Source organism: Achromobacter sp. 2789STDY5608621, from assembly GCF_001299375.1.
Classification (GTDB): Bacteria; Pseudomonadota; Gammaproteobacteria; order Burkholderiales; family Burkholderiaceae_B; genus Achromobacter; species Achromobacter insuavis.
The window spans coordinates 156,734-182,563 of sequence record NZ_CYTU01000001.1 but is presented as its reverse complement, the minus strand read 5'-3'; the positions used below and the strand labels follow the sequence as shown (position 1 = coordinate 182,563).

At 68.6% G+C, this 25,830-nt stretch carries 26 protein-coding genes and 1 tRNA gene; 16 read left to right on the top strand and 11 right to left on the bottom strand.

Translation table 11 applies throughout. The annotated features are described in order from the left end of the window. The first annotated feature begins 209 nt into the window (after positions 1 to 209). Complete coding sequence (locus AOZ53_RS00890; RefSeq protein ID WP_054486605.1) at positions 210 to 1,916, top strand: flagellin N-terminal helical domain-containing protein; 1,707 nt, start codon at positions 210 to 212, stop codon at positions 1,914 to 1,916. Positions 1,917 to 2,036: 120 nt separating this feature from the next. After that, complete coding sequence (locus AOZ53_RS00885) at positions 2,037 to 2,654, top strand: LysE family transporter (RefSeq protein ID WP_054417714.1); 618 nt, start codon at positions 2,037 to 2,039, stop codon at positions 2,652 to 2,654. Between the two features lie 34 nt (positions 2,655 to 2,688). Here AOZ53_RS00885 and nadS read toward each other — a convergent pair whose 3' ends face one another. Further along, the gene (gene nadS / locus AOZ53_RS00880; protein ID WP_054431726.1) at positions 2,689 to 3,009 is read right to left on the bottom strand and encodes a NadS family protein; all 321 of its coding nucleotides are present in this window, start codon (positions 3,007 to 3,009) and stop codon (positions 2,689 to 2,691) included. 300 nt (positions 3,010 to 3,309) lie between these two features. Between nadS and AOZ53_RS00875 the strand changes: the two genes are divergently transcribed. Beyond that, positions 3,310 to 3,717, top strand: coding sequence for a DUF6157 family protein (locus AOZ53_RS00875; RefSeq protein ID WP_054431580.1), 408 nt, complete (start codon positions 3,310 to 3,312; stop codon positions 3,715 to 3,717). Positions 3,718 to 3,783: 66 nt separating this feature from the next. Here AOZ53_RS00875 and AOZ53_RS00870 read toward each other — a convergent pair whose 3' ends face one another. Together AOZ53_RS00870 and AOZ53_RS00865 are read right to left on the bottom strand one after the other, a co-directional pair. Beyond that, positions 3,784 to 4,152, bottom strand: a complete 369-nt coding sequence (locus tag AOZ53_RS00870; protein WP_054431581.1) for a VOC family protein — start codon at positions 4,150 to 4,152, stop codon at positions 3,784 to 3,786. 119 nt (positions 4,153 to 4,271) lie between these two features. Further along, positions 4,272 to 4,823, bottom strand: coding sequence for a CGNR zinc finger domain-containing protein (locus AOZ53_RS00865; RefSeq protein WP_231690537.1), 552 nt, complete (start codon positions 4,821 to 4,823; stop codon positions 4,272 to 4,274). Positions 4,824 to 4,968: 145 nt separating this feature from the next. Here AOZ53_RS00865 and AOZ53_RS00860 point away from each other — a divergent pair, with 145 nt between their 5' ends. Beyond that, positions 4,969 to 5,886 carry an alpha/beta fold hydrolase gene (locus AOZ53_RS00860; protein ID WP_369815828.1) on the top strand — a complete coding sequence of 306 codons (918 nt, stop codon included), beginning with the start codon at positions 4,969 to 4,971 and terminating at the stop codon, positions 5,884 to 5,886. Positions 5,887 to 6,001: 115 nt separating this feature from the next. On the opposite strand, the gene AOZ53_RS00855 is transcribed toward AOZ53_RS00860, so the two are convergent. Together AOZ53_RS00855 and AOZ53_RS00850 are read right to left on the bottom strand one after the other, a co-directional pair. Continuing rightward, the gene (locus AOZ53_RS00855) at positions 6,002 to 6,379 is read right to left on the bottom strand and encodes an HVO_A0114 family putative DNA-binding protein (RefSeq protein ID WP_054431727.1); all 378 of its coding nucleotides are present in this window, start codon (positions 6,377 to 6,379) and stop codon (positions 6,002 to 6,004) included. A 421-nt stretch (positions 6,380 to 6,800) separates the two neighbouring features. Continuing rightward, positions 6,801 to 6,876, bottom strand: a tRNA-His gene (locus tag AOZ53_RS00850). Positions 6,877 to 7,094: 218 nt separating this feature from the next. On the opposite strand from AOZ53_RS00850, the gene AOZ53_RS00845 reads away from it, so the two are divergent. Then, on the top strand, positions 7,095 to 8,552 hold the full coding sequence (locus AOZ53_RS00845) for a phospholipase D-like domain-containing protein (RefSeq protein ID WP_054486602.1): 1,458 nt from the start codon (positions 7,095 to 7,097) through the stop codon (positions 8,550 to 8,552). Between the two features lie 27 nt (positions 8,553 to 8,579). On the opposite strand, the gene AOZ53_RS00840 is transcribed toward AOZ53_RS00845, so the two are convergent. Beyond that, positions 8,580 to 9,008, bottom strand: coding sequence for a PaaI family thioesterase (locus tag AOZ53_RS00840; RefSeq protein WP_054431586.1), 429 nt, complete (start codon positions 9,006 to 9,008; stop codon positions 8,580 to 8,582). A gap of 171 nt (positions 9,009 to 9,179) precedes the next feature. Here AOZ53_RS00840 and AOZ53_RS00835 point away from each other — a divergent pair, with 171 nt between their 5' ends. The 3 genes from AOZ53_RS00835 (at position 9,180) to AOZ53_RS00825 (ending at position 12,054) form a co-directional block, all read left to right on the top strand. Next, a complete protein-coding gene (locus AOZ53_RS00835; RefSeq protein WP_054486601.1) occupies positions 9,180 to 10,085 on the top strand; it encodes a helix-turn-helix transcriptional regulator in 906 nt (301 codons plus the stop codon). Between the two features lie 182 nt (positions 10,086 to 10,267). After that, the gene (locus tag AOZ53_RS00830) at positions 10,268 to 10,975 is read left to right on the top strand and encodes a fumarylacetoacetate hydrolase family protein (protein WP_156333160.1); all 708 of its coding nucleotides are present in this window, start codon (positions 10,268 to 10,270) and stop codon (positions 10,973 to 10,975) included. 206 nt (positions 10,976 to 11,181) lie between these two features. Further along, positions 11,182 to 12,054, top strand: coding sequence for an NAD(P)-dependent oxidoreductase (locus tag AOZ53_RS00825; RefSeq protein ID WP_054431729.1), 873 nt, complete (start codon positions 11,182 to 11,184; stop codon positions 12,052 to 12,054). Positions 12,055 to 12,073: 19 nt separating this feature from the next. Here the strand turns inward: AOZ53_RS00825 and AOZ53_RS00820 are convergent, their stop codons facing one another. Together AOZ53_RS00820 and AOZ53_RS00815 are read right to left on the bottom strand one after the other, a co-directional pair. Beyond that, positions 12,074 to 13,345 carry an MFS transporter gene (locus AOZ53_RS00820; RefSeq protein WP_054431588.1) on the bottom strand — a complete coding sequence of 424 codons (1,272 nt, stop codon included), beginning with the start codon at positions 13,343 to 13,345 and terminating at the stop codon, positions 12,074 to 12,076. Between the two features lie 156 nt (positions 13,346 to 13,501). Beyond that, entirely contained in the window at positions 13,502 to 14,467 is a 966-nt protein-coding gene (locus tag AOZ53_RS00815; protein ID WP_054431589.1) for a LysR family transcriptional regulator, read from the bottom strand. A gap of 141 nt (positions 14,468 to 14,608) precedes the next feature. Between AOZ53_RS00815 and AOZ53_RS00810 the strand changes: the two genes are divergently transcribed. The 3 genes from AOZ53_RS00810 to AOZ53_RS00800 all read left to right on the top strand — a co-directional run bounded on the left by AOZ53_RS00810 (position 14,609) and on the right by AOZ53_RS00800 (position 17,409). After that, entirely contained in the window at positions 14,609 to 15,586 is a 978-nt protein-coding gene (locus AOZ53_RS00810) for a Bug family tripartite tricarboxylate transporter substrate binding protein (protein ID WP_054486599.1), read from the top strand. 63 nt (positions 15,587 to 15,649) lie between these two features. After that, positions 15,650 to 16,603 (top strand): substrate-binding domain-containing protein, encoded by a 954-nt coding sequence (locus AOZ53_RS00805; protein ID WP_054477154.1) that lies wholly within the window; start codon positions 15,650 to 15,652, stop codon positions 16,601 to 16,603. Positions 16,604 to 16,620: 17 nt separating this feature from the next. Further along, entirely contained in the window at positions 16,621 to 17,409 is a 789-nt protein-coding gene (locus AOZ53_RS00800; protein ID WP_054431592.1) for a deaminated glutathione amidase, read from the top strand. Between the two features lie 32 nt (positions 17,410 to 17,441). Here the strand turns inward: AOZ53_RS00800 and AOZ53_RS00795 are convergent, their stop codons facing one another. Continuing rightward, on the bottom strand, positions 17,442 to 18,011 hold the full coding sequence (locus tag AOZ53_RS00795) for a helix-turn-helix domain-containing protein (RefSeq protein WP_054431593.1): 570 nt from the start codon (positions 18,009 to 18,011) through the stop codon (positions 17,442 to 17,444). Positions 18,012 to 18,049: 38 nt separating this feature from the next. On the opposite strand from AOZ53_RS00795, the gene AOZ53_RS00790 reads away from it, so the two are divergent. After that, complete coding sequence (locus tag AOZ53_RS00790; RefSeq protein WP_054486598.1) at positions 18,050 to 18,931, top strand: DMT family transporter; 882 nt, start codon at positions 18,050 to 18,052, stop codon at positions 18,929 to 18,931. Positions 18,932 to 18,941: 10 nt separating this feature from the next. Here AOZ53_RS00790 and AOZ53_RS00785 read toward each other — a convergent pair whose 3' ends face one another. Continuing rightward, a complete protein-coding gene (locus AOZ53_RS00785; protein ID WP_054431594.1) occupies positions 18,942 to 19,598 on the bottom strand; it encodes a GntR family transcriptional regulator in 657 nt (218 codons plus the stop codon). A gap of 220 nt (positions 19,599 to 19,818) precedes the next feature. Between AOZ53_RS00785 and AOZ53_RS00780 the strand changes: the two genes are divergently transcribed. From AOZ53_RS00780 to AOZ53_RS00765, 4 genes are all read left to right on the top strand, one after another. Further along, positions 19,819 to 20,793: a Bug family tripartite tricarboxylate transporter substrate binding protein gene (locus tag AOZ53_RS00780; protein WP_054431595.1), complete on the top strand. Its 975-nt coding sequence runs from the start codon at positions 19,819 to 19,821 to the stop codon at positions 20,791 to 20,793. A gap of 26 nt (positions 20,794 to 20,819) precedes the next feature. Continuing rightward, the gene (gene ggt, locus AOZ53_RS00775; protein WP_054477166.1) at positions 20,820 to 22,415 is read left to right on the top strand and encodes a gamma-glutamyltransferase; all 1,596 of its coding nucleotides are present in this window, start codon (positions 20,820 to 20,822) and stop codon (positions 22,413 to 22,415) included. Between the two features lie 115 nt (positions 22,416 to 22,530). After that, a complete protein-coding gene (locus tag AOZ53_RS00770; RefSeq protein WP_054486597.1) occupies positions 22,531 to 23,841 on the top strand; it encodes a trypsin-like peptidase domain-containing protein in 1,311 nt (436 codons plus the stop codon). A 104-nt stretch (positions 23,842 to 23,945) separates the two neighbouring features. Continuing rightward, a complete protein-coding gene (locus AOZ53_RS00765) occupies positions 23,946 to 25,208 on the top strand; it encodes an arsenic transporter (RefSeq protein WP_054486596.1) in 1,263 nt (420 codons plus the stop codon). A gap of 72 nt (positions 25,209 to 25,280) precedes the next feature. On the opposite strand, the gene AOZ53_RS00760 is transcribed toward AOZ53_RS00765, so the two are convergent. Then, positions 25,281 to 25,826, bottom strand: coding sequence for a thioredoxin family protein (locus AOZ53_RS00760; protein WP_156333158.1), 546 nt, complete (start codon positions 25,824 to 25,826; stop codon positions 25,281 to 25,283). Positions 25,827 to 25,830 lie beyond the last annotated feature (4 nt).

Here is a 25,830-nt window from a genome sequence, read left to right as displayed (position 1 = left end):
GCATGCGCCTTCAGCCCGCGATTTCCGCATCAAATCTCATAAAAAATCATAAGACTGCCGTTTGCCCGGCAATCATCTAAAGATCATTTTCGCCATGTCGTAGTCCTGGCAACGGACGAACCTGAACGCTGATTCTCAGTTCATCACGTTGGCAATCGGGCAGCTCCCTGCCCGGTGCGATCAAGCCTTTCTCTGCTAGGAGCTAACACATGGCCGCAGTCATCAATACCAACTATCTGTCGCTGGTCGCGCAGAACAACCTCAACAAATCGCAGTCGGCGCTCGGCACCGCGATCGAGCGCCTGTCCTCGGGCCTGCGCATCAACAGCGCCAAGGACGACGCGGCCGGCATGGCCATCGCCAACCGCTTCACCGCCAACGTCAAGGGCCTGACGCAGGCAGCGCGCAACGCCAACGACGGCATCTCGCTGGCGCAGACCACCGAAGGCGCCGCGGCCGAGATCAACACCCACCTGCAGCGTGTGCGCGAGCTGGCGGTGCAGGCCGGCAACAGCAGCTACTCGCAAGAGCAGCGCAATTCGATGCAGGACGAAATCAACCAACGCCTGTCGGACATCGACCGCATCTCGGAACAGACCGACTTCAACGGCGTGAAGGTGCTGTCGGCCAAGGCAGAGCCCCTGACGCTGCAGGTCGGCGCCAACGACGGCGAAACCATCAGCCTGAACCTGTCGGAAATCAGCATCAAGACGCTGGGCCTGGACGGCTTCAACGTCAACGGCTCGGGCGTGTCCCAGAACCGCACGGCCACGGTGACCGACCTGACCGCGGCCAACGGTACCCAAACGGGCAACGACTGGGTCGTGCAGACCAACCACGCCTCGGCCACTGCCGACCAGGTATTCGGCAAGCTGGAAAACGGCAACAAGGTCACGCTTGGCGCCGCCGTGCCGTCGTCCGCCACCACGTACACCTACGACGCCGCCAACAACAACTTCTCGTTCGTCGACAAGTCGGCCTCCGACGCAGCTTCCGTCACGGCCCTGGCCAACTCGCTGCGCCCGCCCACCGGCACCGCCACCGGCACCTACGTCCATGCCAACGGCACCGCGTCGACCACCTTCGAAGTCGACGCCACGGGCGCCATCAAGGTCAATGGCTCGGCGGCATACCTCGATGCCGGCGGCAACATGACCACCAACAGCGCCAGCGGCACGGCGGCCACGCTCGACACGGTGATGACGGCCGTGTCGAACAACACCAACGCCGCTGGTCAATCGTCGCTGTCCATCGGCGGCAAGACGTACCAGAACATGGGGGGCGCCGCCTCCGCCGCGGCCCATGTCACGTTCATCAGCACCTCCTCGTCCGATGCATTGCTGGCCAAGGCCAAGGCCAACGCCACGGCCAACGACGTAACCGTCACGCTGGGCTCGGGCATCGCCTCCGCCACCGTGAACTTCACCAGCGGCACGTCGACCAACACCTACGTCGATGACAAGGGCGCATTCACGACCACCGCGAACTTCCAGACGAACTACCACGTCGACCCCACCTCGGGCCAAGCCACCGTGACGGGCGGCACCGGCACGGGCGACTACGCCCCCAAGACGGGTTCGCTCGCCTACGTCAGCGCGTCGGGCAAGCTGACCACCGATACCACCAGCAAGGGCACGCTGACCGCCGATCCCATGAAGGCGCTGGACGCCGCCTTCACCAAGCTGGACAAGATGACCGGTGAACTGGGCGCCGTGCAGAACCGCCTGGAATCGACCATCGCCAACCTGAACAACGTGATCAACAACCTGGCCAACGCCCGCTCGCGCATCCAGGACGCTGACTACGCCACGGAAGTGTCGAACATGTCGAAGGCCCAGATCCTGCAACAGGCCGGCACGTCGGTCCTGGCGCAAGCCAACCAGGTGCCGCAGACGGTGCTGTCGCTGCTGCGTTGATCGCATAAGCGGCCCCGCCCGGCCGGCCCCCGTCCGTCGCGCATCGCGGCGGGCGGGGGCCGGCCTTTTCTATCGGTCGAGCGGATCTACAATGCGGACTTCCTTTTCGGGAGTCCTTCCATGCTCGGTGTCACCGACTATGGCGCATTCGTCCTCGCCTTCATCATGCTACTGATCATCCCCGGCCCGGGCAATTTCGCCCTGCTGACCGCCACCGGCAAGGGCGGCATCAAGGCGGGCCTGGCGGCGACCTGCGGCGTGATCCTGGGCGACCAGGTGCTGATGTGGCTGGCCGTGGCGGGCGTCTCGGCCCTGCTGGCCGCCTACCCCACCGCGTTCCATATCGTGCAGTGGGCCGGCGCCGCGTATCTCGCCTGGCTGGGCCTGCAAATGATGCGCAGCAAGCCCGGCGCCGCGCCGCGCCCGAGTCGCATGGACAATGGCCATTACCTGCGCCAGACCGCGATGATCACCTTGCTGAACCCCAAGGCGATCATGTTCTACATGGCATTCTTCCCGCTATTCATCGATCCGGTCCGGCACCAGGGGCTGGTGACCTTCGCCTTCATGGCGGTCACGGTGGCGGCGCTGACGTTTCTCTACGGCCTGGCGGCGGTGCTGCTGACGCACCACCTGGCCGAACGCATGCGCGCCAATCCGCGCGTGGCGAACCTGCTGGAGCGGCTGGCGGGGGTGTTCCTGCTGGGGTTCGCGGTGAAGCTGGCAGCGATCCGGTAGGCCAAGCCGATACGGCCGGCAACCTGGCATGCGGTCATGCGGATTGCAGCACTTTCACGGCGACTTCGGGCGCGCGTTCCACGATCTTGAGCAGTGCAATGGCAGGCCCGGTGGGATTGCGATGCCGCTGCTCCCAATTCTGCAGCGTGCGGGTGCTGACATGGATGGCCGCGGCGAATTCGGCCTGGGACATCTGGACACGCTCGCGAATGGCCCGCACATTGATGGGCCCCAGCTTCGTGACCCGTCCGGGCGTCAGTTGGCCCTTGCGGATCGCTCGCACCTGGTCCAGGCCTTCGCTCAAGAGATCGAACGTGGATGGTTCCGTAGTCTTTGGTTTGGCTTTCTTGGGCATGCACATCATTTCGTCCCGGGACATCCTCACATTCTGGATTCTCTCTCTCAGAAGACCATCCGTGTGCAGCAAGCACACAACCTTGGGACGCTTTCCTTGTCACCCGGCGACCCGCCACACGTCAATGGAAAGCCTGACGGCGGAGATGACCCAATAGGCTGGCGCCGCGTCCGCTTGAACGGCTATGCTGGGACACGCTCAGTCGCGACGACTCACACGGCCGGGCGGCAACCGAGGCAACCCGATACCCGCAGGCGTACGCGCCGGCCCCACCCTCCCCCCCGCACCGGCGCTCGCACCATGACGACCAACTACACGGAAGCCTTCATCACGGTCTCTCCCGACAGCACCGCCACGGTGGGGACCACGCCGACCAAGGCGGGTTCGATCGCGCAGATCCAGCACGATCTGCTGACGCGGCAGCCGTATCACTACACCAGTGACGACCTGCTGTTCGAGGTGCACGCCATCCGCCACGGTATCGCGGCCAAGGACAGGAAGCCGGCGCGCGAGGCGTTCTTCGCCAAGTCGCAGGCGTGCCTGCGCGCCTCGCCGCTGGTCAAGCAGTTCGGCTGGGGCCTGCATCACGACGCCGAGTCGAAGGTCGCGGCCTATGGCGTCGACACCCAGGCCTACCGCGACCTCAGCGCGCGCGCCGATCTCAAGATCGTGCCCGGCATGCGCAGCAAGCGGGCCGCCGTTTCCTGACGCAGAGATGCCTGTGCTTGCAGTACCAGACGGTGAAGGCCACCGGATCGCGGCCCGACGACGGCTTCAATCCGCCGGCCGATGACAGACGGCTTCGACGTTGTGCCCATCCGGCCCGATCACGAAAGCCGCATAGTAATTGGAATGATAGTGAGGACGCAGTCCCGGCGGACCGTTGTCTTTTCCGCCTGCCGCCAGCGCCGCGGCGTGGAACAGGTCCACCTGTTCCCGGGAATCGGCGGCAATGGCGATATGCAAGGGCGCGCTGACGCGGGACTGCGCATACAACCACAGCGACGGCTTGCCCTGCCTGCCCAGGCCGATGCTTCCCGGCCCTTCCATGGCAAGACCCACGCCGAGAGGCGCAAACGCCTTGAGAAAAAACTCGCGGCTCCGATCCATGTCGCTGACACCAAAACCGATGTGATCAAACATATTCTTCTCCGCTGCCGTCGCCACCGGCACGTACCGTCATAGGCGTTCGGGCCAACTGATTTCGGGCATGCGAGTCGGTCCACGCCTTGCGCGACGGACACGCGAGATCCCCGCAGGGATCATTCCCCCTTCTTGCGCGAGCGGAACGCCGCCACCTTCATGCGGTTGCCGCACACGGCCATGCTGCACCAGCGGCGCCGGTGCGACTTGGTCTTGTCGTGGAACATCAGCGTGCAGTCGTGCGCCTCGCATTGCCGCACGAGTTCCAGCTGCGTATCGGTCAGCAGACGGACGACGGCCTGGGCGATGGGTTCGAGAAAGCTGGCCGCGTCGTCGTGGCGGCGCTGCCTGACCACCTTGAACGACGCGCTGGCGTCGTCCCACCGCAGTTCCTTGGACGCACGGCCAGCCAGCAGCACCTGGTTGACGACGCTGGCATCCGACGCGCCCTCGTGCTTGGCGGCATGCACCAGCGACCTGGCGTTGTCGCGCAGCCGCAGGGCCAGCGCCCGCAGCCCCTTGGGCGCCGCGCCGACGTCCTCGGGCAGCGCGCCGGCCAGCTTCAACCAGGCCAGCACGGCCTCGTCGTCGGCGAAACAGTCGTGATGCGCCGCCCCGACGCCGAATTCACTGTTGATGAAATCGAGCGCGAGGTCGTCCCCGACGAACATCGGGGCTTTTGGGGTTTTGGCGGTTTCCAGCATTCGCCCAATGTAACCGATAAAAAATTAATTGACCAGTTACCCAAGCTATGAGTAACCTTTTAAATCCAATTTATCGGTTACAAGGAGATTTGTCATGGTTACGAAGACATTGATGGGCGCGGCCGGGCTGGCGGCGCTGGTGCTGGCCGGCGGCGCCCAGGCGGCCGACCTCCAGGTCCACCACCGCTTCGAACAGGTGGGCGACGTGAAGGTGTTCTACCGCGAGGCGGGCGCGCCCGACGCGCCGACGGTGCTGCTGCTGCACGGCTATGCCGCGTCGTCGTTCATGTATCGCAATCTGATCCCGATGCTGGCGGACAAGTACCACGTGGTCGCGCCGGACCTGCCGGGTTTCGGCTTCACCGAAGCGCCCGCCCGCGGCAAGTACGCGTACACCTTCGACCAGCTGGCCAGGACCATCGATCAGTTCACCCGGCAGTTGAAGCTGGACCGCTACGCCATCCAGGTCTTCGACTACGGCGCGCCGGTGGGCTGGCGCCTGGCGGCGGCGCATCCCGACCGCATCACCGCGATCATTTCGCAGAACGGCAATGCGTACGAGGAAGGACTGGGACAGGGCTGGGCGCCGATCCAGCGCTATTGGAAGGAGCCGTCACAGGCCAATCGCGAGGCGCTGCGCGACTTCCCCACGCCGGCGTCGATCGAATGGCAGTATCTGGAAGGCGTGCCGGACAAGAGCCTGGTGGCGCCGGATGCGATCGCGCTGGAAAGCTATCTGGTGTCCCGTCCGGGCAACGCCGAGGTGCAGCTCGACCTGCTGCTGGACTATGCGTCGAACGTGGCAAAGTATCCGGCGTTCCAGGCGTATTTTCGCGAGCACCAGCCGCCGCTGCTGGCGGTCTGGGGCAAGAACGATCCGTTCTTCCTGCCGGCAGGCGCCGAGGCGTGGAAGCGGGATATTCCGGACGCCGAGGTGCGGTTCTATGACACGGGGCACCTGGCGCTGGAGACCCATGGGGTGGAGATCGGGGGGGTGATCCGGGAGTTTCTGGATCGGAAGGTGAAGTGATAATGAGATCGCGCATACGCGCGTGCACTACGGATAACTCCACCCTAAGGGTTCGTCCTGTGTAAGAAAAACCGCCCATGCGGGCGGTTTGTCTTTGGCGAGGTTCCTCAGCCTGCTACGCAGCTTTGCGCATGTCTTCAGTGAGATGCATATCGATGTGGATGTCAGCGAATGGGCATATCAACCCGCCCTCCACATCTTGCTCCAGAAGCCCAAGATCGACGAGAGCGCGCGCATCCTGGTGAACGCGCCTCACATCCCGGCCCAGGCGGCGGGCCAGCTCGCGCACGCCGACTCGACCTGCGCCCAACATCTCCCGCACCATGTTCCACCTCAGCTCCGTCAACTGCCCGAAGAATGCCGCTGCGGATTCGAAATTCAGCCTTTCCCCCTGATACCCGCCGGACTGCGCCCCGGCGACGGCCCGCTTGCTGGCGCTGGTCAGAAAGGCACGCCAATCCTGATTGATAGTGATAGTCAGAGTTCGCTTCATGTTCAGGTCCTCCATTTCGTGACCTCAGCGACGAAGTCCTCCAGCAATTGCGCCACACCGCGAATCATGGGCCAGGCCCCGTCCCGCAAGAATTGGCGGGCGTTGCGACAATGAGGGATCCGAGCTGCTGTGTCAGCACAAGACGCGCAAAAGCGGATGCATTCACGCCTCAGGAGGTCGGGGAGCCCCGGCCTCCTGAGACTTTTATCCTGCCTGTTTCTGAATCGCCGACTATTGGCCGGGTTCGTATCCACCGGCTAGCTCTCGGTGACACGCTACGTGTCTTGCCAGCATCAACAGAGTTTGGCTTGACCACGGGATTGGACTGGTAGGCGCCTGCGGTGCAGGCCCTTCGCGCAATGAAAAAAGGCACTCCGCTTTCGCGTAAGTGCCTTTTCCATGCCGTTTCCAGCGAATTCTTTGGGGTGGCTGATGGGACTCGAACCCACGACAACTGGAATCACAATCCAGGACTCTACCAACTGAGCTACAGCCACCACTGGGGTGTTTCTCTTTGCCGCCGGGCCCGTTGTTTCGTGCCCAACCGCGAAGAGGCCGAACTATAGCACGATTTTTCGGGCTGTGTAAAACAGTCCGCCCCCAGCCAGCGATCCGCCCTCCCGGCAGCCCGCCCCGGCCGGACTTGCCACCCGCGCCGGCCTTGCTATCCTTGGCGCTCGGATCATTCTCTGGAGGCCCGCGCCGCGCCGTTGCCATGGATCGCATACACCAACTACTGATTGATTACTGGCCCCACATGGTGTTCACCATCAGCGTGGTGGCGGGCGCGGGCGCGGCGGTGCATGCGGCCATGACCAAGCAGGATGTGCGGTCGGCCATCGGCTGGGTGGGGCTGGCGCTGTTTTCGCCGTTGTTCGGGGCGCTGGCCTATTTTGTGGCGGGGATCAACCGGATCCGCAAGACGCGGCTGTCGCAGCAGCGCGACGAGGCGATGCTGGTGGATGCGGCGCTGGTGGAGACGCCGAGCGTGGACGTGGCGCCGATCTCGGGGCCGCAGTTCGCGTCGCTGAAGGTGCTGGGCGACCGGGTCAGCCGCTTCCGGCTGCTGGGCGGCAACGCGGTGCGGCCGCTGGCCGGCGGCGACGAGACCTATCCGGCGATGCTGCAGGCGATCCGCGAGGCGCGGCACGCGGTGGCGATGCAGAGCTATATCTTCGACAACGACGCGATCGGGCGCGAGATGGCGCAGGCGCTGATCGAGGCGCACGGGCGCGGGGTGCAGGTGCGGGTGCTGATCGACGCGATCGGGGCCAAGTATTCGCGGCCGCCGATCGTGCGGATGCTGGCGCGCGGCGGGGTGCCGGTGGCGCGCTTCATGATCAATCCGCTGGGGGTGCTGCGCATGCCGTACGCCAACCTGCGCAGCCACCGCAAGGTGCTGGTGGTGGACGGGCGCGTCGGGTTCACCGGCGGGATGAACGTGCGGGCGGCGTTCGTGACGGCGCTGTCGGGCCCGGCGACCAATGTCGATACGCATTTCCGGGTGGAAGGACCGATCGTGACGCAGCTGATGTCGGTGTTCGCGCACGATTGGAATTTCACGACGCATGAGTCGCTGCCGGCGCAGCCGTGGTTCGATCCGCAGGCGCAGCCGCCGCATGGGGCGGTGCCGATGCGCTGCGTGCCGTCGGGGCCGGACCGCGCCCTGGGCAGCGCGCACAGCATCCTGCTGGGCGCGCTGGCGGTGGCGCAGCGGCATGTGCGGATCCAGTCGCCCTACTTCCTGCCGGACCAGCCGCTGATCGGCGCGCTGGCGACGGCGGCGCGGCGCGGGGTGGTGGTGGATATCGTGATTCCGGGCAAGAACAACCTGCGGCTGGTCGACTACGCCATGACGGCGCAGCTGGACCAGGTGGTGCGCACGGGCTGCCGGGTGTGGCGCTCGCAAGGGGCGTTCGACCACTCGAAGCTGATGACGGTGGACGACGGCTGGGCGTATGTGGGCTCGTCGAACCTGGATCCGCGCAGCCTGCGGCTCAATTTCGAGCTGGATACCGAGATCTACGACGTGGACGTGGCGCGCTGGGTGGGCGCCCGGATCGACGCGCAGGTGGCCGGGGCGCGCCGCCAGACGCTGGAGGAGCTGCTGCAGGCGCCGTTCGCCAAGCGGCTTCGCAACAAGGTGATCTGGCTGGCGACGCCGTATCTGTAGGCCGATGCCAGGCACAGGGCCGGCCGTTCAGCCGTCCGAGGTCGGCACCGCCGCCTGGCGCACGGCGAAGACGGCGCTGGCCTTGAGCACCAGGCGTTCGTCCACTTTCAGGTGGCAGGTGGCGTAGATCAGGCGCTTGCCGCGCTTGTCGATGGTGACGTGGGCTTCGAGCCAGTCGCCGGGCATGACGGCGTTGAGGTATTCGACCGACATCTGCGCGGTGACGACCGAGGCCTGGCACTGGTGGGCGATGACGAAGCCGAGGGCGCTGTCGGCCAGGGTGGCGAGCAGGCCGCCATGGGCCATGCCGTGCATGTTGCCGTGGGCCGGGCCGATGCGCATGGCCAGCACGTCGTCGGCGTCGCGCCGGTAGAAGCCGCCCAGGTCCGCCAGGTGGCGCATGAATTGGCTGCTGGGAAGCCAGGGCGCGAAGCCGGCGGGAATGGTGTCTGTCATGGCGAGGGGGAAAGTGCGCTGCGCAATGCCCCACGGTAGCGCAAACCGCCGCGCGCGCGCCAGCGCCGGCGCGGGGCGACCGGTGAGCGGACAATATCTGGCGCAACTGGCGCCGGCGTCGCGCCGGCGCTACAGTCTGCCCATGCAATTGCCCGTTTCTTCGCCGCCCGCATGAACCGCATCAAGACCTACGGCATGGCCGAGCGCGCGGATTATTTCGATTTCGATATCCGCGCGCAACAGGTGCGCGAGCCGCTGGAACAGCCGCACCGGCACGAGTATTTCCAGATCCAGGTGAACCTGGAGGGCGACACGCGCCAGACCATCAGCGGCACCACGCGGCCGTTTCCGCGCGGCGGGATGAGTTTCGTGCTGCCGTACCGGGTGCACCTGGTGCCGCATCCGCCGGGCGCGCGCTACGTCATCATCAATTTCGCGCAGCGTTTCCTGTGGCCGGAGCTGGCGGTGGATCCGCTGGACCTGGAGGACGTGCCGATGACGCAGGCGCCGGCGCTGGCGCCGTTCCTGTTCCAGGAGTATCTGGATTTCGCGCTGGACGCGGACGGGCTGGCCGAGGCCGAGGCGCTGATCGCGCGCCTGATGGACGAGAACCGGCGCCGCGGGTTCGGTTCGTCCACGACCATACGCGGCCTGCTGCTGCAGCTGATCGGGCTGGCCTGCGGGCGCTACGAGACCGACCTGCTGCATCTGGCGCGGCACCATGCGGGCAGCAGCCGGCGCGAGAGCGTGCGGCGGGTGCTGGCGCACATCGGCGCGCACCTGGCCGAGAACCTGACGCTGAACGACGCGGCGGCGGCGGCGTTCCTGTCGCCCAATTACCTGGCGCACCTGCTGAAGAAGGAAACCGGCAAGACCTTCACCGAGCTGGTGGCCGAGCGCCGCATGGCGCTGGCGCGCGACCTGCTGGCGCATACGGCGCGCACGGTGGCGCAGGTGGCGCATGCGGCGGGGTTCGCCGACGAGGCGTATTTCTCGCGCCGCTTCCGCCAGCTGGAAGGGGTCAGTCCGACCGGCTACCGCGAGCGCCTGCGCGGCGGCGAGGCCGAGGCGCGTTGAGGCGCCCGGGTCAGCCCGACCCGCGGTGAAACCGAGCCGCGACAAGGAGTCGGGCCAAGGTCGCCACAGGACGCGCGGCGAAATGCGCGGAATCGTCCACGGATTGCGTAATCGTCTCCAGGCGGGGCGGGCCGGGCCGACCTAAGCTGGCGGCAACCCTCGCAACCTTCAGGAGACCCGCGATGACCCAAGCCGTCCAGACCCCGTTTACCGTGGCCCAGACCACCGTGCCGATCGCCGGCAGCGACCTGCGCTTTCCGGTGCGCCGCATCTATTGCATCGGACGCAACTACGCGGCCCACGCCATCGAGATGGGTTCGGACCCGAGCCGCGAGCCGCCGTTCTTCTTCCAGAAGCCGACGGACGCGATCCAGGTGGTGCCGCCGGGCACGGTGACCGACCATCCGTACCCGCCGCTGACCCAGAACTACCACTACGAGGTGGAGCTGGTGGCGGCGCTGTCCAAGGGCGGCCGCGACATTCCTCTGGACAAGGCGCTGGACTGCGTCTACGGCTACGCGCTGGGCCTGGACATGACGCGGCGCGACCTGCAGCGCGGCATGGGCGACCAGAAGAAGCCGTGGGAGATCGGCAAGAGCTTCGACCACGCGGCGCCGATCGGCCCGATCCATCCGGTGGCCCAGACCGGCCACTACAAGGAAGGCGACATCTGGCTGGCGGTCAACGGCGAACGCAAGCAGCAGGCCACGCTGTCGCACATGATCTGGTCCGTGGCCGAGCAGATCTCGCGGCTGTCGCAGGCGTTCGAGCTGTTCCCGGGCGATCTGATCTATTCGGGCACGCCGGAAAACGTCGGCCCGGTGGTGCGCGGCGATGTGATCGTGGCGCACGTGGACGGCCTGCCCGAACTGAGCATCCGCATCGTGTGATGCGCGGCACAGGCTGGCCCTGCCGCCCTCCCCGGCGCCAGCCTGGTCTTGGCGCCTCGCCGCCCGGCATGCGGCGAGGCGCGGCAAGGCCGTCCGACAATGGCCGCGGCGCCGCGCCCCACGACGGTACGGCGGCCGGATCCTCGCGGATCTGAGAGTAAGATTTATGCCATAACAAACAGCCCGTGTGGCAGGAGCAGTGGAAGATGGCAAAAATCGGTATGGTGGGCATCGGCCTGATGGGCCATGGCATCGCAAGCAATCTGGTCAAGCACGGTCACACGCTGACGGTGCTGGAACATCCGGGCAACCAGCCGCTGGACGCCCTGAAGGCGGCGGGCGCCACCAGCTGCGCCGACGGCGCGACGCTGGCGGCGCAGTCGGACGTGATCATCCTGTGCGTCACGGGCAGTCCGCAGGTCGAGGCGGTGCTGCTGTCGCCGGCCGGCGTGCTGGAAGGCCTGCGCCCGGGCACGGTGATCATCGACTGCTCGACGGCGATCCCCTCCTCCACCGTCAAGGTGGCCGAGGCCGTCACCGAGAAGGGCGGCCGTTTCCTCGACGCCCCCATGACGCGCACGCCGAAGGAAGCCGCCGAGGGCCGCCTGAACCTGCTGGTGGGCGGCGACGCCGCGCTGTTCGAGGAATGCCGGCCGATCCTGGCGTGCTTTGCCGAGAACATCGCGCACGCCGGCCCGGTGGGCGCGGGCCACCGCATGAAGCTGCTGCACAACTACGTGTCGCTGGGCGCGATCGCGCTGCTGTCGGAAGCGGCCGCTTGCGCGCTGCGCGCCGACATCGATCCGGCGGTGTTCGCCGAGGTGCTGACCAAGGGCGGCGGCGGCGGCGTGGCGCTGGAGCGCCTCAAGCCCTACCTGCTGGAACAGGATCCGTCGTCGCTGCGCTTCTTCATGTCGAACGCGCAAAAGGACCTGTCCTACTACAACACGATGGCCGCCGAGACCGGCGCGGTGCGCGAGATCGGCGCCGCCGTGCTGCACACCTATGACCAGGCGGTCAGCCAGGGCGGCGGCGAACGCTACGTGCCCGAGCTGGTCTCGCTGCTGAAGGACCGCTGAGCGTGATGGCGGCGCGGGTTCAACGCCCGCCCGCCGCCATCGCCGGCACGGCGCGCAAGGCGCCGCGCCGCGGCAGTTGCAGGGAAATGGCCGCGGCCAGCAGCAGCAAGGCGCCGGCCGCGCCGAACGCCACCCAATGGGTATGGAAGGCCTCGAAGGCCCAGCCGCCCAGCCATGAACTGATCATGCCGCCGATCTGGTGACCCAGGTAGGTCAGGCCGTACAGCACGCCCACCAGGCGCACGCCGTAGACGTCGGCCAGGATGGCCGAGGACAGCGCGATGCTGCCGGCCCAGACGATGCCGCCGATGGTGGCTGCCGCGTACAGTTCCCAATGCGCGCCGACCATCACCAGCGCGAAAAAGCCCAGCCCGCGCACCAGGTAGATGACGGCCAGGATGTTGCGCCGCTCGACCTGGTCCGACATGCGGCCCAGCACCAGCGTGCTGAAGATCGCCACCAGGCCGATCAGGCCGATGCCCAGCGAGCTGGTGGTGGCGTCAAAGCCATGGTCCATCAGCATGGGCATGCCATGCGTGCCCAGCAGGTTCATGCTGAAGCCACAGGCGAACAGGCCCAGCGCCACCTGCCAGAACGGCAGCGTGCGCACGGCGTCCTTGACGCGCGGCTCGGGGCCCTTGGCGGCGGGCCGCGAGGCGGATTTTTTCTCGACGATCTGGTGCGGCAGCAGGTCGGTGTGCTCGGGCGCCTGGTCGCGCATCACGAACAAGGCCACCGGCACGGTCAGCAGGGCGAACAGGGCGGCGAAGGCCAGCAGCGTCTCGCGCCAGCCGACGGCGCTGATAGTGAAGGTGAGCGTGGGCGTCATCAGGGCGATGCCGGCCATCGAGCCGGTGGACAGGAAGAACAGCGCCATGCCGCGCTGGCGCGTGAACCAGCGGCTGATCACCGGGGTCAGCGCCACCGGACTGGTGAAGGCCAGGCCGACCGACAACGCCACGCCGAAGGCCAGCAGGAATTCGATGGGACCGCGCGCGAAGACGGTCCAGATGGACGAGGCCACCACGATGGCGGCGCCGGTCAGCAGCACAAAGCGGGTGCCGCGGGTGCTGACCAGATAGCCGGCCAGCGGCATCGCCAGGCCGTAGCACAGCATGCCGGCCGCGACGATGCCCGACAGCAGGCTGCGCGAAAAACCCAGGCCGTCCGCCATGGGCAGGAAAAACGGGCCGATGCCCATGCGCAGGCCCACCGTGAGCAGCGTCAGCACCGTTGCGGCGCCGACGATGTTCCAGCCGAAATACCAGCCGGCCGATTCTTGCTTCTCCACTTGCCTCTCTCCTTGTGTCTTCTTGTCGCGCTGGGGCGCTTCAGTACGGACACCGCGAGGGATGCGAGAAGACGGAAGCCGGCCGCCAGACGCGCCATATTACTCCCGGCTATATGCGGGCGGCGCGGAGGCAGCGAAATCCTGTCCGGTGAGCGGTCAGGCGCCGCGCGGCTGACGGCGTCGCGGCTTGGGCGCGCCATCCGCCGGCGCGGCGGCGACCAGCGCCTCGACCTGGCGCAGCTTGTCGGCCGCGACGGCGCGCAGGTGCCGGATCAGCAGTTGCGCGGCCGGCGACGGCGGGCGCGCCTTGGGGTAGATCAGGCCATATTGCAGCGGCGTTTCCGGTTCGAAGCGGCGGATCTGCGCGCCCAGGTGGATCTGCGACAGGGCCGACAGCGGGTCGCTCAGGGCCGCGCCGCAGCCGCGCACCGCCAGTTGGCAGGCGATGAAGCCGAACGAGACATCGAACTGGGCATCCGGCTCGTAGCCGGCCTGGGCGAAGGCGCGCGCATAGCGGTGATGCAGGGCGCCGCGCTGCGGCAGACCGATGAAGCGGCCCTGGCCCAGGATCCGCGGCGTGATGACGGCCTGCGCGGCGCGCGGATCGGCGCCGCTGAGGACGGCGACGGCGCGCGATTCGGCCAGGATCTCGGTGGTCAGCAGCGGATGCTCGACCGGCAGCTGCGCCAACGCCAGGTCGAACTGCTGCTGGCTGATCCAGGCATCGACGTTGGGCGGCATGCGCGCGTTGATGGTGACGCCGAAGGCATTGTCCTCTTGCACGGCGCCGGCCACGGCGTCGACCAGCAGGCCCTCGATCAGGTGCTGCGCCACCAGCACGTTGACGTGGGTGCGGCTCTTCCTGCGCGCGCCGCGGGCGTATTCGCGCACCGCGTCGCCGGCCCGCAGCATCTCGTCGATGCGCTGATAGAAGCCCTGGCCCTGCTCGGTCAGGGACAGCCGCCGGCCTTCCTTGAGCAGCAGCGGAAAGCCGGCCTCTTCCTCCAGCATGGCCAGCAGCCGGCTGACCTGCGACGGGCTGCGATGGATGCGCAAGGACGCTTCGGCGATGCTGCCGCCTTCGACGAAGGCGCGCAGCGCCTCCAGGGCCATGAAGTTCATGGCGGGCCTCCAAACAGTTGTGCGTTATGCAAGTATCACGCCGAATTTCGACATTGACGCATATTAGCCCGCCTGCCGACAATGGCCTTGCCGATGGCGCCCGACGCTGGCGCCCGGCCCAGAACAGCAAGGGGAAAATCCATGAACGCAATCCACCGCCTGGCCGCCGCCGCCACGCTCGGCCTGGCCCTGGCCGGCCCGGCCCAGGCCCAGGACGCCTATCCGTCCAAACCCATCAAGGTCATCGTGCACACGCTGCCGGGCGCGTCGTCCGACGTGCTGGCGCGCGCCGTCAGCAAGACGATGGGCGAGCAGCTGGGGCAGTCCTTCGTGGTCGAGAACCGCTCGGGCGCGGGCGGCGCCATCGGCGTGGACGCCGTGGCCAAGGCGGCGCCGGACGGCTATACGCTGCTGGCCGGCGCCTCCAGCGCCATGGTGATGCTGCCGATCGTGCTGAGCCGCAAGCTGCCGTATGACGAGAACAAGGACTTCGCGCCCATCGGCGTGATCTCGCGCTCGCCGTTCGTGCTGGTGGCCAGCAAGGCCTCGGGCATCCGCAGCGTGCAGGACCTGATCGCGCGCGCCAAGGCCGAGCCGGGCAAGCTGACCTACGGCAGCGCCGGCCCCGGCACCAATCCGCACCTGCTGGGCGAGCTGCTGAGCCAGCTGGCCGGCATCGAGCTGTCGCACATTCCGTACAAAGGCCCGGCCGCCGCCGAGTCGGACCTGATCGGCGGCACCATCGACATCCTGTTCGACACGCCGTCCTCGGCGCTGCCCTACGTAAAGGCCGGCAAGACCGTGGCCATCGCCGCCACCAGCGACAAGCGCGTGGCCGACGCGCCCGATGTGCCCACGATGGCCGAGCTGGGCTATCCCAGCCTGACGCTGTACGGCTGGACCGCGCTGTACGCGCCGGCCGCCACGCCGCCCGCGGTGCTGGAGAAACTGCGCGAGGCGCTGCGCCAGGCGCTCAAGACGCCGGCGCTGCGCGAGTTCATCCTGGGTTCGGGCAACGACATCCTGGACCTGTACGGCGATGACCTGCTCAAGATGCAGGTCGGCATGCAGGACTTCTGGCGCGACGTCGTCAAGGCGCGCGGCATCCGCCTGGACTAGGCGCGGACCGGCCATCCCCTTCCCTTCCCCCAACGCGGCCGTCCGGCCGCGAGGACATCTTCCATGAGCATCAAGATCCGACTCGCCGTGCGCGACTGGGACTACATCGTCCCGCTCGCCCTGGGCGATGTGACCGCCCGCGGCCTCGACCTGGAGATCCACCGGGTCGGCACCCTGCCCGACGACCTGGCCAGCGACCCGCGCTTCGACGCCGGTGAAATGTCGATGAGCCGCTACTGCCTGGGCCGCGCCCGGGGCCGCGACGACATCGTCGGCGTGCCGCACTTCCTGATGCGCGGCTTTCGCCACCGCTGCATCATCACCGCGCGCGACAGCGGCATCACGCGGCTGGACCAGCTGGCCGGCGCCCGCATCGGCATGACCGGCTGGCAGGATTCCGGCAATACCTGGACCCGCGCGCTCTTGCGGCGCGAGGGCATCGGCGTGGACGACGCGGTGTGGAAGGTGGGACGCCTGACCGGCGCGCACCCGATCACCGACCGGCTGGGCGGCTTCGGCCGGCCCGGCGTGATCGAGGCGGTGGCCGACGAGCGCCCGCTGGTGGACCTGCTGCGCGCCGGCGAACTGGAGGCGGTGTTCACGCCCTTCATGCCGGACGGCTTCTTCGACGCCGGATCGGACCTGCGCCAGCTGCTGCCCACCTGCCGCGACAGCGAGGTGGACTACTTCCGCCAGGTCGGCTACGTGCCCGGCATCCACCTGCTGGGCATGAAGCCGGCGCTGGCGGCGGCCCATCCGTGGGCGGCGCAGGCACTGAGCGAGGCGCTGGACGCGTCGGCCGCGCTGTGGCTGGACAAGCGCCGCAAGTATGCCGACACCACGCCGTGGATCCTGGACGAACTGATCCAGACCTCGCGCGACCTGCCCGAGGCCTGGAACCGCAACGGCCTGGAACCGAACCTGAAGATGATCGGCGACTTCGCCGCCGAGCTGCACGCCCAGCAACTGGCCGACCGCGTCATGACGCCGGCCGAGCTGTTTCCGCACGCGCACTGAACACCGAGGAATCCATCATGAAAATCGCCATGGGCCAATTCGCCGTCCGCCCGGTCTGGGAAGACAACGCCCGCGTCTGCCTGGACCTGATGCGCCGCGCCGCCGAGGCCGGCGCCGACCTGCTGGTGCTGCCCGAGGGCATCCTGGCGCGCGACATCGCCGACCCCGACCTGGTGCGGCGCGCCGCCCAGCCGCTGGACGGCCCGTTCCTGTCGCAATTGCAGGCGCTGTCGCGCGGGCTCGACCTGACGGTCATCATGACCGTGCACACGCCCGCGGCGGGCGAGCGCGTCTGGAACACGCAGGTGGCGCTGCGCCGCGGCGAGATCGTGGCGCAGTACCGCAAGCTGCACCTGTACGACGCGTTCTCGATGCAGGAGTCGGTCAACGTGGTGCCGGGCGACGAAGTGCCGCCGCTGGTGCCGGTGGCCGGCATGCGGGTCGGCATGATGACCTGCTACGACCTGCGCTTTCCCGAGCTGGCGCGCCGCCTGGCGCTGGATGGCGCCGACGTGCTGGTGGTGCCGTCGGCCTGGGTCAAGGGGCCGCTCAAGGAAGCGCACTGGTCGGTGCTGAGCACGGCGCGGGCGCTGGAGAACACCTGCTATGTGGCGGCGGTGGGTGAATGCGGCCCGCGCAACATCGGCGCCAGCCTGGTGGTGGACCCGCTGGGCGTGGCGATCGCGCAGGCCGGCGAGCAGGAGGCGCTGGTGTTCGCCGACCTGGATCCGGCGCGCATCGCGCATGCGCGCGACGTGCTGCCGGTGCTGAAGAACCGCCGTTTCGCGCGGCCGGAGCTGGCGTAACCCGCCCGCCGCGCCGCCACCGCGGCAATGCGCTATCTCAACACATTGCGCACGAAGCGCAGCGGCGTGTCGGCGTCGTTGCGATAGGAATACGGCTGCGCGCTGCTGTAGATGGCGAAGTCGTTGGCCTGCACCGGCTGTGTCACGCCCGACAGCTCCAGCAGCAGCGTGCCCTCGATGACGTAGATCATCTCGTGCCAGCCTTCCGGGTCGGGCTCGGCCACGTAGGTTTCGCCCGGCCCCAGCGACCAGATCCAGAGCTGCGCCTCACAGCTGGCGGGCGCGGCGCCCAGCAGCACGGCCTGGCTGCCGGGGCGCTTGCCGCGCCAGGCGCGGGCCTCGATGCGGCGCCGTTCGCGCGCCGGATCGCTGACCAGGTCGACAAACCCCACATCCAGCGCCTGCGCCAGCTTGTCCAGGCTGGACAGGCTGATGTTGGCGTTGCCCGCTTCCAGGCCGGCGATCATGCGGCGGCTGATGCCGGAGGCGTCGGCCAGCGCCGACTGGCTCAGGCCGGCCAGCTTGCGCAGCCGTTTCAGATTGGCCCCCACGTGCGTGAGGACATCGCTGTCGGAATTGGTAATGTGCAGTATATTGCTCAAATTAGTGACACCTGAAGTCCGCCGTGAAACCCGAATCGATGTTTGCCTTGTCGCGCCAGGAAATCGCCCTGGTGCTGGTCACCATGCTGTGGGGAAGCACTTTCCTCATTATCCATATCGCCATGCAGCATAGCGGACCGCTGTTCTTCGTGGGGGTCCGGTTCACCGTGGCCGGGCTGGTGTCGATGCTGCTGTTCCGCAAGCACATGGCCGGGCTGACGCGGCGCGAGGGCGGCGCCGGGGTGGCGATCGGCTGCGCCCTGTTCCTGGGCTATTACCTGCAGACCTACGGCCTGCAGACCATCACCAGCAGCCAGTCGGCCTTCATCACCGCGCTGTACGTGCCGATCGTGCCGCTGTTGCAGTGGGCGGTGCTCAAGCGCCCGCCCGGCCTGATGAGCTGGGTCGGCGTGGGGCTGGCGTTCACCGGACTGGTGCTGCTGGCCGGGCCCGAGGCCGGCGCGCTGCATGTCAGCCCCGGCGAGCTGGCGACGCTGGCGGGCGCCGCGGCCATCGCCGCCGAGATCATCCTGATCGGCCATTTCGCGCGGTCGGTGGACAGCCGCCGCGTCACCGCGGTGCAGCTGCTGACGGCGGGACTGGCGTCGTTCGCGCTGATGCCGGTGCTGGGTGAGCCGATTCCCGCCTTCTCGTGGTTGTGGGCCGGCGCGGCGATCGGGCTGGGCCTGGCCAGCGCGGTGATCCAGCTGACCATGAACTGGGCGCAGAAGTCGGTGTCGCCGACCCGCGCCACGGTGATCTACGCCGGCGAGCCGGTCTGGGGCGGCATCGTCGGCCGGCTGGCCGGCGACCGGTTGCCGGGGCTGGCGCTGGTGGGCGGGGCGCTGATCGTGGCGGGGGTGCTGGCCAGCGAGATCAAGTTCAAGCGCAAGCCGAAGACGCGGCCGCGCGAAGCCTGAGCGCCGGGCCTCAGCCCGCCCGTTCGAGGAACGCCTGGAGCGCCGGCACCGTGTTCAGCACGTGCTGGCGCATCGCCGCCTCGCAGCGATCAGGGTCGCCGGTAAGCAGCGCGTCGATCAGTTCCTGGTGCGATTCGCGCACCCGCAGCACGCGCCCCGGCTGGGCCGCCCACAGGCGCATGTAGGGCTCGACCACCGAGTGCAATTCGGAGATCTGCCGCAACAGGCGCGGCTGCTGGCAGAAGCTGCACAGGTATTCGTGGAAGTCGCGGTGGGCGCTGGTCCAGTCCAGGTCGTCGCCCGAGCCCTGCTCGAGCTGGTCCAGCATGCGGGCCAGGCGGCGGATGTGCTCGGGGCTCATGTGGCGCACGGCGTTGCGCATGGCCAGCCCTTCGAGCACCGAGCGCATTTCGAAGACTTCGCGCATTTCCTGCTGGTTCAGGCCGCGCACCACCGCGCCGCGGTTGGCGCGGATCTCGACCAGGCCCTCGGAGGCGAGCCGGCGCAGCGCGCCGCGCACCGGCATGCGGCTGGTGCCGATCTCGCTGGCGATGACCTCGGGCACCAGGCGGTGGCCGGGCGGATAGTTGCCCAGCCGGATCTCGCGCTGCAGGTGCTGGTAGGCCTCTTCTTCGGCGCTGACGGCTGTCTTCTGAAACTGCAGCATTCTCGTCCCCGGGTTTTCAAAGCCGCCATGATAGATAAACGCAAAAATAACACAAATTGGATCCAGTGATCCATGGATGCAAATACCAATGGCCGGACCGGCGGCGCTCGCGTCAAATCCGTCCTGGCGCGTCGGCCGGACGCGTCCGCCGGCATTGCAAGGGGCAGCAGACCCGCCTGGCGCCATCGCTCGACCGACATAACGCATTCAAGGGGAATCCATGACTTTCCGTCTCATCCGCGCCCTGGCCGGCGCCGCCGCCGTGGCCTTCGCCGCGCAAGCCGGCGCCCAGGCCACCGACTGGCCGCAGCATCCGGTGCGCATCGTGGTGCCGTTCCAGGCCGGCTCGGCCACCGACCTGATCTCGCGCCAGCTGGGCGCGGCCTTGTCGACCGAACTGGGCCAGCCGTTCGTGGTGGAAGCCCGCCCCGGCGCCGCCGCTGCGATCGGCAGCGCCTCGGTGGCGCGCTCGGCGCCCGACGGCTACACGCTGCTGATGGGCGGTCCGGCCGCCATCGTCACCAACCGCTTCCTGCAGAAGCGCCTGGCCTATGACCCGGACGCGTTCGCGCTGGTGTCGATGGTGGCGTACACGCCCAACATCCTGCTGGCCAATCCGCAGCAGCCGTTCAAGACCCTGCCCGAGATGATCGCGTACGCCCGCGCCAACCCGGGCAAGCTGACCTACGCCTCGTTCGGCACCGGCACCACCTCGCACATGGCGGGCGAAATGCTCAAGTCGGTGGCCGGCATCGACATCCTGCACGTGCCCTACAAGGGCGCCGGCGAAGCCATTCCGGCGCTGCTGAGCGGCCAGGTGTCGATGTACTTCGACACCATCATGACCGGCCTGCCGCAGGTCAAGAGCGGCGCGCTGCTGGCGCTGGGCATGTCCAATTCGCAGCGCTCGGCGCTGGCGCCGGACATTCCCACCATCGCCGAGCAGGGCTATGCCGGCTACGACATCGCCCCGTGGTACGGGCTGGTGGCGCCGGAAGGCACGCCCGCGCCGATCCTCGACAAGCTCAACCGCGCCGTCAACAAGGTGCTGGCGGATCCCGCATTGCGCGGTAAGCTGGCCGAAGCGGGCGCCGAGCCGCGCGGCGGCAGCCGCGAGGAATTCGCCGCCTTCATCAAGGCCGAGATCCCGCGCACCAAGCAGCTGATCGACCAGGCCGGCATCACCCCGCAGTAATCTCCCTCGCAACCTTTCTCGCCACCATGTCCACTTCCTTCGATTGGTCTTTCCCGTACGCTTCCCGAAAAATGCCGGTGCTGGCCGCCAACGCGGTCGCCACCAGCCAGCCGCTGGCGGCGCAGGCCGGGCTGCGCATGCTGCTGGCCGGCGGCAATGCCGTGGACAGCGCCATCGCCACCGCCATCGCGCTGACCGTGGTCGAGCCCGTGATGAACGGGATCGGCGGCGACATGTTCGCGCTGGTCTGGCACGAAGGAAAGTTGCATGGCCTGAACTCCAGCGGCTGCTCGCCAGCGGCGTGGACGCCGGAGTACTTCGCCGGCCGCGAGGCGATGCCCGGCACCGGCTGGGGCACGGTCACCGTGCCCGGCCAGGTGGCGGGCTGGAAGGCGCTGTCCGACCGCTTCGGCAAGCTGCCGTTCGCGCAGTTGTTCGAGCCCGCCATCGCCTACGCCGAGCACGGCTTCGCGGTCAGCCCCACCATCGCGCGCCAATGGGCCGCGCAGATGCCCAAGCTGGCGCGGGAGCCGGGCTTCGCCGACGCCTTCCTGCCGCAGGGCCGGGCGCCGCAGGCGGGGGAATGGTGGCGCTTTCCGGACCAGGCGCGCACCCTGCGCGACATCGCCGAGAGCGGCGGCGACAGCTTCTACCGCGGCGCGCTGGCCAACAAGATCGCCGACTTCGCCGCCCGCACCGGCGGCGCGCTGACCGCGGACGACCTGGACCAGCACCGTCCCGAGTGGGTCGAGCCGATCTCGCAGTCGTTCCGCGGCTACCAGCTGCATGAAATCCCGCCCAGCGGCCAGGGCATCTCGGCGCTGATGGCGCTGGGCATGCTGGAGCAATTCGACCTGGAGTCGATGGGCCGCGACAGCGCCGATTACTACCACGTCAGCATCGAGGCCATGAAGCTGGCCTTCGCCGACCTGCATCAGCACGTGGCCGACCCGCGCCACATGCGCACCGACGCCCGCGCCCTGCTCGACCCGGCCTACCTGGCCGAGCGCGCGCGGCTGATCTCGATGGACCGCGCCGCCGTGCCGGTGGCCGGCACGCCCGCCACCGGCGGCACGGTCTACCTGACCGCGGCCGACGCGGCCGGCACCATGGTGTCGTTCATCCAGTCCAACTACCACGGCTTCGGTTCCGGCGTGGTGGTGCCGGGCACCGGCATCAGCCTGCACAACCGCGGCCTGAACTTCGTGCTGACGCCCGGCCACGCCAACCAGGTCGGTCCGCGCAAGAAGCCGATGCACACCATCATCCCGGCCTTCATCACCCGGGGCGGCGAACCGCTGATGTCGTTCGGCGTGATGGGCGGCTCGATGCAGGCGCAGGGCCACCTGCAGATGGTCACGCGGCTGGCGGCCTTCGGCCAGAATCCGCAGGCCATGAGCGACGCGCCGCGCTTTCGCGTGGAAAAGGGGCCGGTGGTCAACGTCGAGGCGCACCTGCCCGCCGACGTGGTGGATGCGCTGCGCCAGCGCGGCCACAACGTGGCGGTGGCGCCGGCCGACAGCCTGGAATTCGGCTCGGCGCAGCTGATCTGCCGCCTGCCGCAGGGCGGCTACTTCGCCGCGTCCGATTCGCGCCGCGACGGCCAGGCGGTCGGCTTCTAGGCATTCCAGGCGCGACGGGCACGGCGGCGGAACACGCCGCCGGAAAGGCGCTTGATCGGTCATATGGGCGACGCCTGGCGCGGCGATACTGCCGCGCAGACTCCCCAAGGCCCTTATGAACCGCATCCTGTCCGCCGTGGCGCTCGCCGCCGCGCTCGCCCTACCCGCCAGCGCCCTGGCGGCCCTGCCCATGGCCGTGGACGGCCAGCCCCTGCCCTCGCTGGCGCCCATGCTGGAGCGCGTCACGCCGGCGGTGGTCAACATCTCCGCGCAGGGCGAAGGCGGCCAGGCCCGCGCCCCCGGGCGCCAGAGCATCGGCTCGGGCGTGATCGTCGACGCGGCCCAGGGCAACATCCTGACCAACCATCACGTAGTGCGCGGCGCGGCCTCGATCCGCGTGTCGCTGCAGGACGGCCGCAGCTTCACCGCCACCGTGGTCGGCAGCGATCCGGACACCGACCTGGCGGTGCTGCGCATTCCGCCCGACAAGCTGCAGGCCCTGACCCTGTCCGATTCCAGCGATCTGCGGGTGGGCGATTTCGTGGTCGCCATCGGCGATCCCTACGGCCTGGGCCAGTCGGCCTCGTCCGGCATCGTGTCGGCGCTGGAGCGTTCCAGCCTGCGCGCGGCCGGCTACCAGAACTTCATCCAGACCGACGCCTCCATCAACCCCGGCAACTCGGGCGGCGCGCTGGTCAACCTGAACGGCGAGCTGGTCGGCATCAACACCATGATCTACACGCCGTCGGGCGGCAACGTCGGCATCGGTTTCGCGATTCCGTCGAACCTGGCGGGCGAGGTCATGCGGCAGCTGCTGCAGCACGGCCAGGTGCAGCGCGGCGGGCTGGGGCTGGACACCATCGACGTCACGCCGCGCAACGCGCGCCAGCTGGGCATGGCGCCGAACGCCAGCGGCGTGGTGGTGGCGCGCGTGGCGGACGGCTCGCCGGCGCAGCAGGCCGGGGTGCAGGCGCGCGACCTGATCCTGGCGCTGGACGGCAAGCCGATCGGCACCAGCGCCCAGCTGCGCAACGCCGAGGGCCTGCTGCCGGTGGGCAAGCAGGTGCGGCTGACGCTGTCGCGCGGCGGCCAGCGCTCGGAGGCGACGCTGCGGATCGAGCCCGAGAAGAACGAGCGGCTGCACGGCGGCTCGCTGGACGCGCGCCTGAACGGCGTGGAGTTCACCGAGATCGGCCGCGAGCAACGCCTGAAGGGCAACGACGGTGTGGCGGTCAGCGCCACCTATCCCGAGCGCGGCGCGGTGGCCGCGCGGATGCAGCGCGGCGACATCATCATCGGCGTCAACCAGCGCCCGGTCAGCCGGCTGGCCGACCTGCGCGGCCTGCTGGGCGGCGCGACGCCCGGGCAGCCGCTGCTGCTGACGCTGGTGCGCGGCCAGGCCATGTACACCTTGCAGATCCAGTAGGCGCCGCCGACGGGAACCCGGAAGCGTCGGCCCGCCCTGACGGGCCGACGGGACGCCGAACCGGCGATAATGCTTCCCGCACCGGATTCCCGTCATCGCTGCCCATGCCCTTTCCTGCCGCTTCCCTCGCCCTCTGGGGCATTTCCGCCCTGGCCATCCTCGGCATCCTGCTGCGCCCCTGGAAGCTGCCCGAATACGTCTGGGCCGGCGGCGCCGCGCTATTGCTGACGGCGACCGGGCTGATCCCGTGGCAGGCGGCGCTGGGCGCGGTCGGCAAGGGGCTGGACGTGTACCTGTTCCTGATCGGCATGATGGTGCTGGCCGAACTGGCGCGCCAGCAGGGCCTGTTCGACTGGCTGGCGATGGTGGCGGCGCGCCACGCGCGCGGCTCGGCGCGGCGGCTGTTCGACCTGGTGTTCCTGGTGGGCATCCTGGTGACCGTGTTCCTGTCGAACGACGCCACCGCCGTGGTGCTGACGCCGGCGGTGTACGCGGCGGCCAAGGCCGCCGGGGCGCGGCCGCTGCCGTATCTGTTCATCTGCGCCTTCATCGCCAACGCCGCCAGCTTCGTGCTGCCGATCTCCAACCCCGCCAACCTGGTGGTCTACGGCAGCCAGATGCCGCCGCTGCTGGACTGGCTGCAGCGCTTCACGCTGCCGTCGCTGGCGGCCATCGGCCTGACCTACCTGGCCCTGCGCTTCAGCCAGCGCGAGGCGCTGCGCCAGCCGCTGCGGGCCGACATCGTGCCGCAGCCGCTGGCCGCGGGCGCGCGCCTGACCGGCATCGGCATCCTGCTGACGGCGGCCGTGCTGATGCTGGCGTCGGCGCTGCACGCCGACCTGGGCCTTCCGACCTTCATCGCCGGCCTGGCCACCGCCGGCGTCATCCACCTGAAGCAGCGGCTCAGCCCCCTGCCGGTGCTGCGGCACGTGGCCTGGGGCGTGCTGCCGATGGTGGCCGGCCTGTTCGTGCTGGTGGAAGGCCTGGCGCTCAGCGGCGCGATCGACGCGCTGGCGCGGGCGCTGCTGCGGCTGGCAGGCGACTCGGCCGGCGGCGCGCTGTGGGGCGCGGGCATCGTGGCGGCGCTGGCCAGCAATGTCATCAACAACCTGCCGGCCGGCCTGATCGCCGGCTCGGTCGGCCAGATCGCCGACCTGCCGGCGCAGACCGCCGGCGCGCTGCTGATCGGCGTGGACCTGGGGCCCAACCTGTCGATCACCGGCTCGCTGGCGACGCTGCTCTGGCTGATCGCCGTGCGGCGCGAGGGCCAGCACGTCGGCGCGCTGCGCTTTCTCAAGCTGGGCGCGTGGGTGATGCCGCCGGCGCTGCTGGGCGCGTTGCTGATGCTGGCGCTGGCCGGCGGCTGAATCCCCGCGGCGGCGTCACACGCCGCTCCCGCGCGCCCTCGCACGCCGTCCCGGCGGCCCCGCGCGAAAGGCTCAAGACTGGGGCTGGGCCAGCAGGCGCTGGATCTCGGCCTCGGTCTCGGCATAGCGCCCCTCGCCGAAATGGCGATAGACGATGTTGCCGCCCTTGTCGATCAGGTAGAACGCGGGCCAATACTGGTTGCGGTAGGCGTCCCAGGTCTTGTACTGGTTGTCCTGCGCCACCGGATATTCGATGCCGAAACGCTTGATGGCGTCGGCCACGTTCCTGGTGGTGCGCTCGAACGGGAATTCCGGCGTGTGCACGCCGACCACGACCAAGCCCTGGTCCTTGTACTTCTGGTTCCACTGTTTCACGTACGGCAGGGTGTTGATGCAATTGATGCAGGTGTAGGTCCAGAAATCGACCAGCACCACCTTGCCGCGCAGGCCGGCCAGGGTCAGCGGCTCGCTGTTGAGCCAGGTCTGGATGCCGGTGAACTCCGGCGCGGGGGTCGGCGCGGGCGCGGCGGCGTGCGCGGCGGCGCCGAGCAGCAGGCCGGCCAGGGCCAGTTTGGCGGAAACGAGGGCCCGGCGGGCCGGCAGGCGGATGGACAGCATGGTG

Bases quoted from the DNA above. Each gene is read 5' to 3' on its own strand.
- AOZ53_RS00890 (WP_054486605.1), top strand. From the start codon at position 210: ATGGCCGCAGTCATCAATACCAACTATCTGTCGCTGGTCGCGCAGAAC.
- AOZ53_RS00885 (WP_054417714.1), top strand. From the start codon at position 2,037: ATGCTCGGTGTCACCGACTATGGCGCATTCGTCCTCGCCTTCATCATG.
- nadS (WP_054431726.1), bottom strand. From the start codon at position 3,009: ATGCCCAAGAAAGCCAAACCAAAGACTACGGAACCATCCACGTTCGAT.
- AOZ53_RS00875 (WP_054431580.1), top strand. From the start codon at position 3,310: ATGACGACCAACTACACGGAAGCCTTCATCACGGTCTCTCCCGACAGC.
- AOZ53_RS00870 (WP_054431581.1), bottom strand. From the start codon at position 4,152: ATGTTTGATCACATCGGTTTTGGTGTCAGCGACATGGATCGGAGCCGC.
- AOZ53_RS00865 (WP_231690537.1), bottom strand. From the start codon at position 4,823: ATGTTCGTCGGGGACGACCTCGCGCTCGATTTCATCAACAGTGAATTC.
- AOZ53_RS00860 (WP_369815828.1), top strand. From the start codon at position 4,969: ATGGGCGCGGCCGGGCTGGCGGCGCTGGTGCTGGCCGGCGGCGCCCAG.
- AOZ53_RS00855 (WP_054431727.1), bottom strand. From the start codon at position 6,379: ATGAAGCGAACTCTGACTATCACTATCAATCAGGATTGGCGTGCCTTT.
- AOZ53_RS00845 (WP_054486602.1), top strand. From the start codon at position 7,095: ATGGATCGCATACACCAACTACTGATTGATTACTGGCCCCACATGGTG.
- AOZ53_RS00840 (WP_054431586.1), bottom strand. From the start codon at position 9,008: ATGACAGACACCATTCCCGCCGGCTTCGCGCCCTGGCTTCCCAGCAGC.
- AOZ53_RS00835 (WP_054486601.1), top strand. From the start codon at position 9,180: ATGAACCGCATCAAGACCTACGGCATGGCCGAGCGCGCGGATTATTTC.
- AOZ53_RS00830 (WP_156333160.1), top strand. From the start codon at position 10,268: ATGACCCAAGCCGTCCAGACCCCGTTTACCGTGGCCCAGACCACCGTG.
- AOZ53_RS00825 (WP_054431729.1), top strand. From the start codon at position 11,182: ATGGCAAAAATCGGTATGGTGGGCATCGGCCTGATGGGCCATGGCATC.
- AOZ53_RS00815 (WP_054431589.1), bottom strand. From the start codon at position 14,467: ATGAACTTCATGGCCCTGGAGGCGCTGCGCGCCTTCGTCGAAGGCGGC.
- AOZ53_RS00810 (WP_054486599.1), top strand. From the start codon at position 14,609: ATGAACGCAATCCACCGCCTGGCCGCCGCCGCCACGCTCGGCCTGGCC.
- AOZ53_RS00805 (WP_054477154.1), top strand. From the start codon at position 15,650: ATGAGCATCAAGATCCGACTCGCCGTGCGCGACTGGGACTACATCGTC.
- AOZ53_RS00800 (WP_054431592.1), top strand. From the start codon at position 16,621: ATGAAAATCGCCATGGGCCAATTCGCCGTCCGCCCGGTCTGGGAAGAC.
- AOZ53_RS00790 (WP_054486598.1), top strand. From the start codon at position 18,050: ATGTTTGCCTTGTCGCGCCAGGAAATCGCCCTGGTGCTGGTCACCATG.
- AOZ53_RS00785 (WP_054431594.1), bottom strand. From the start codon at position 19,598: ATGCTGCAGTTTCAGAAGACAGCCGTCAGCGCCGAAGAAGAGGCCTAC.
- AOZ53_RS00780 (WP_054431595.1), top strand. From the start codon at position 19,819: ATGACTTTCCGTCTCATCCGCGCCCTGGCCGGCGCCGCCGCCGTGGCC.
- ggt (WP_054477166.1), top strand. From the start codon at position 20,820: ATGTCCACTTCCTTCGATTGGTCTTTCCCGTACGCTTCCCGAAAAATG.
- AOZ53_RS00770 (WP_054486597.1), top strand. From the start codon at position 22,531: ATGAACCGCATCCTGTCCGCCGTGGCGCTCGCCGCCGCGCTCGCCCTA.
- AOZ53_RS00765 (WP_054486596.1), top strand. From the start codon at position 23,946: ATGCCCTTTCCTGCCGCTTCCCTCGCCCTCTGGGGCATTTCCGCCCTG.
- AOZ53_RS00760 (WP_156333158.1), bottom strand. From the start codon at position 25,826: ATGCTGTCCATCCGCCTGCCGGCCCGCCGGGCCCTCGTTTCCGCCAAA.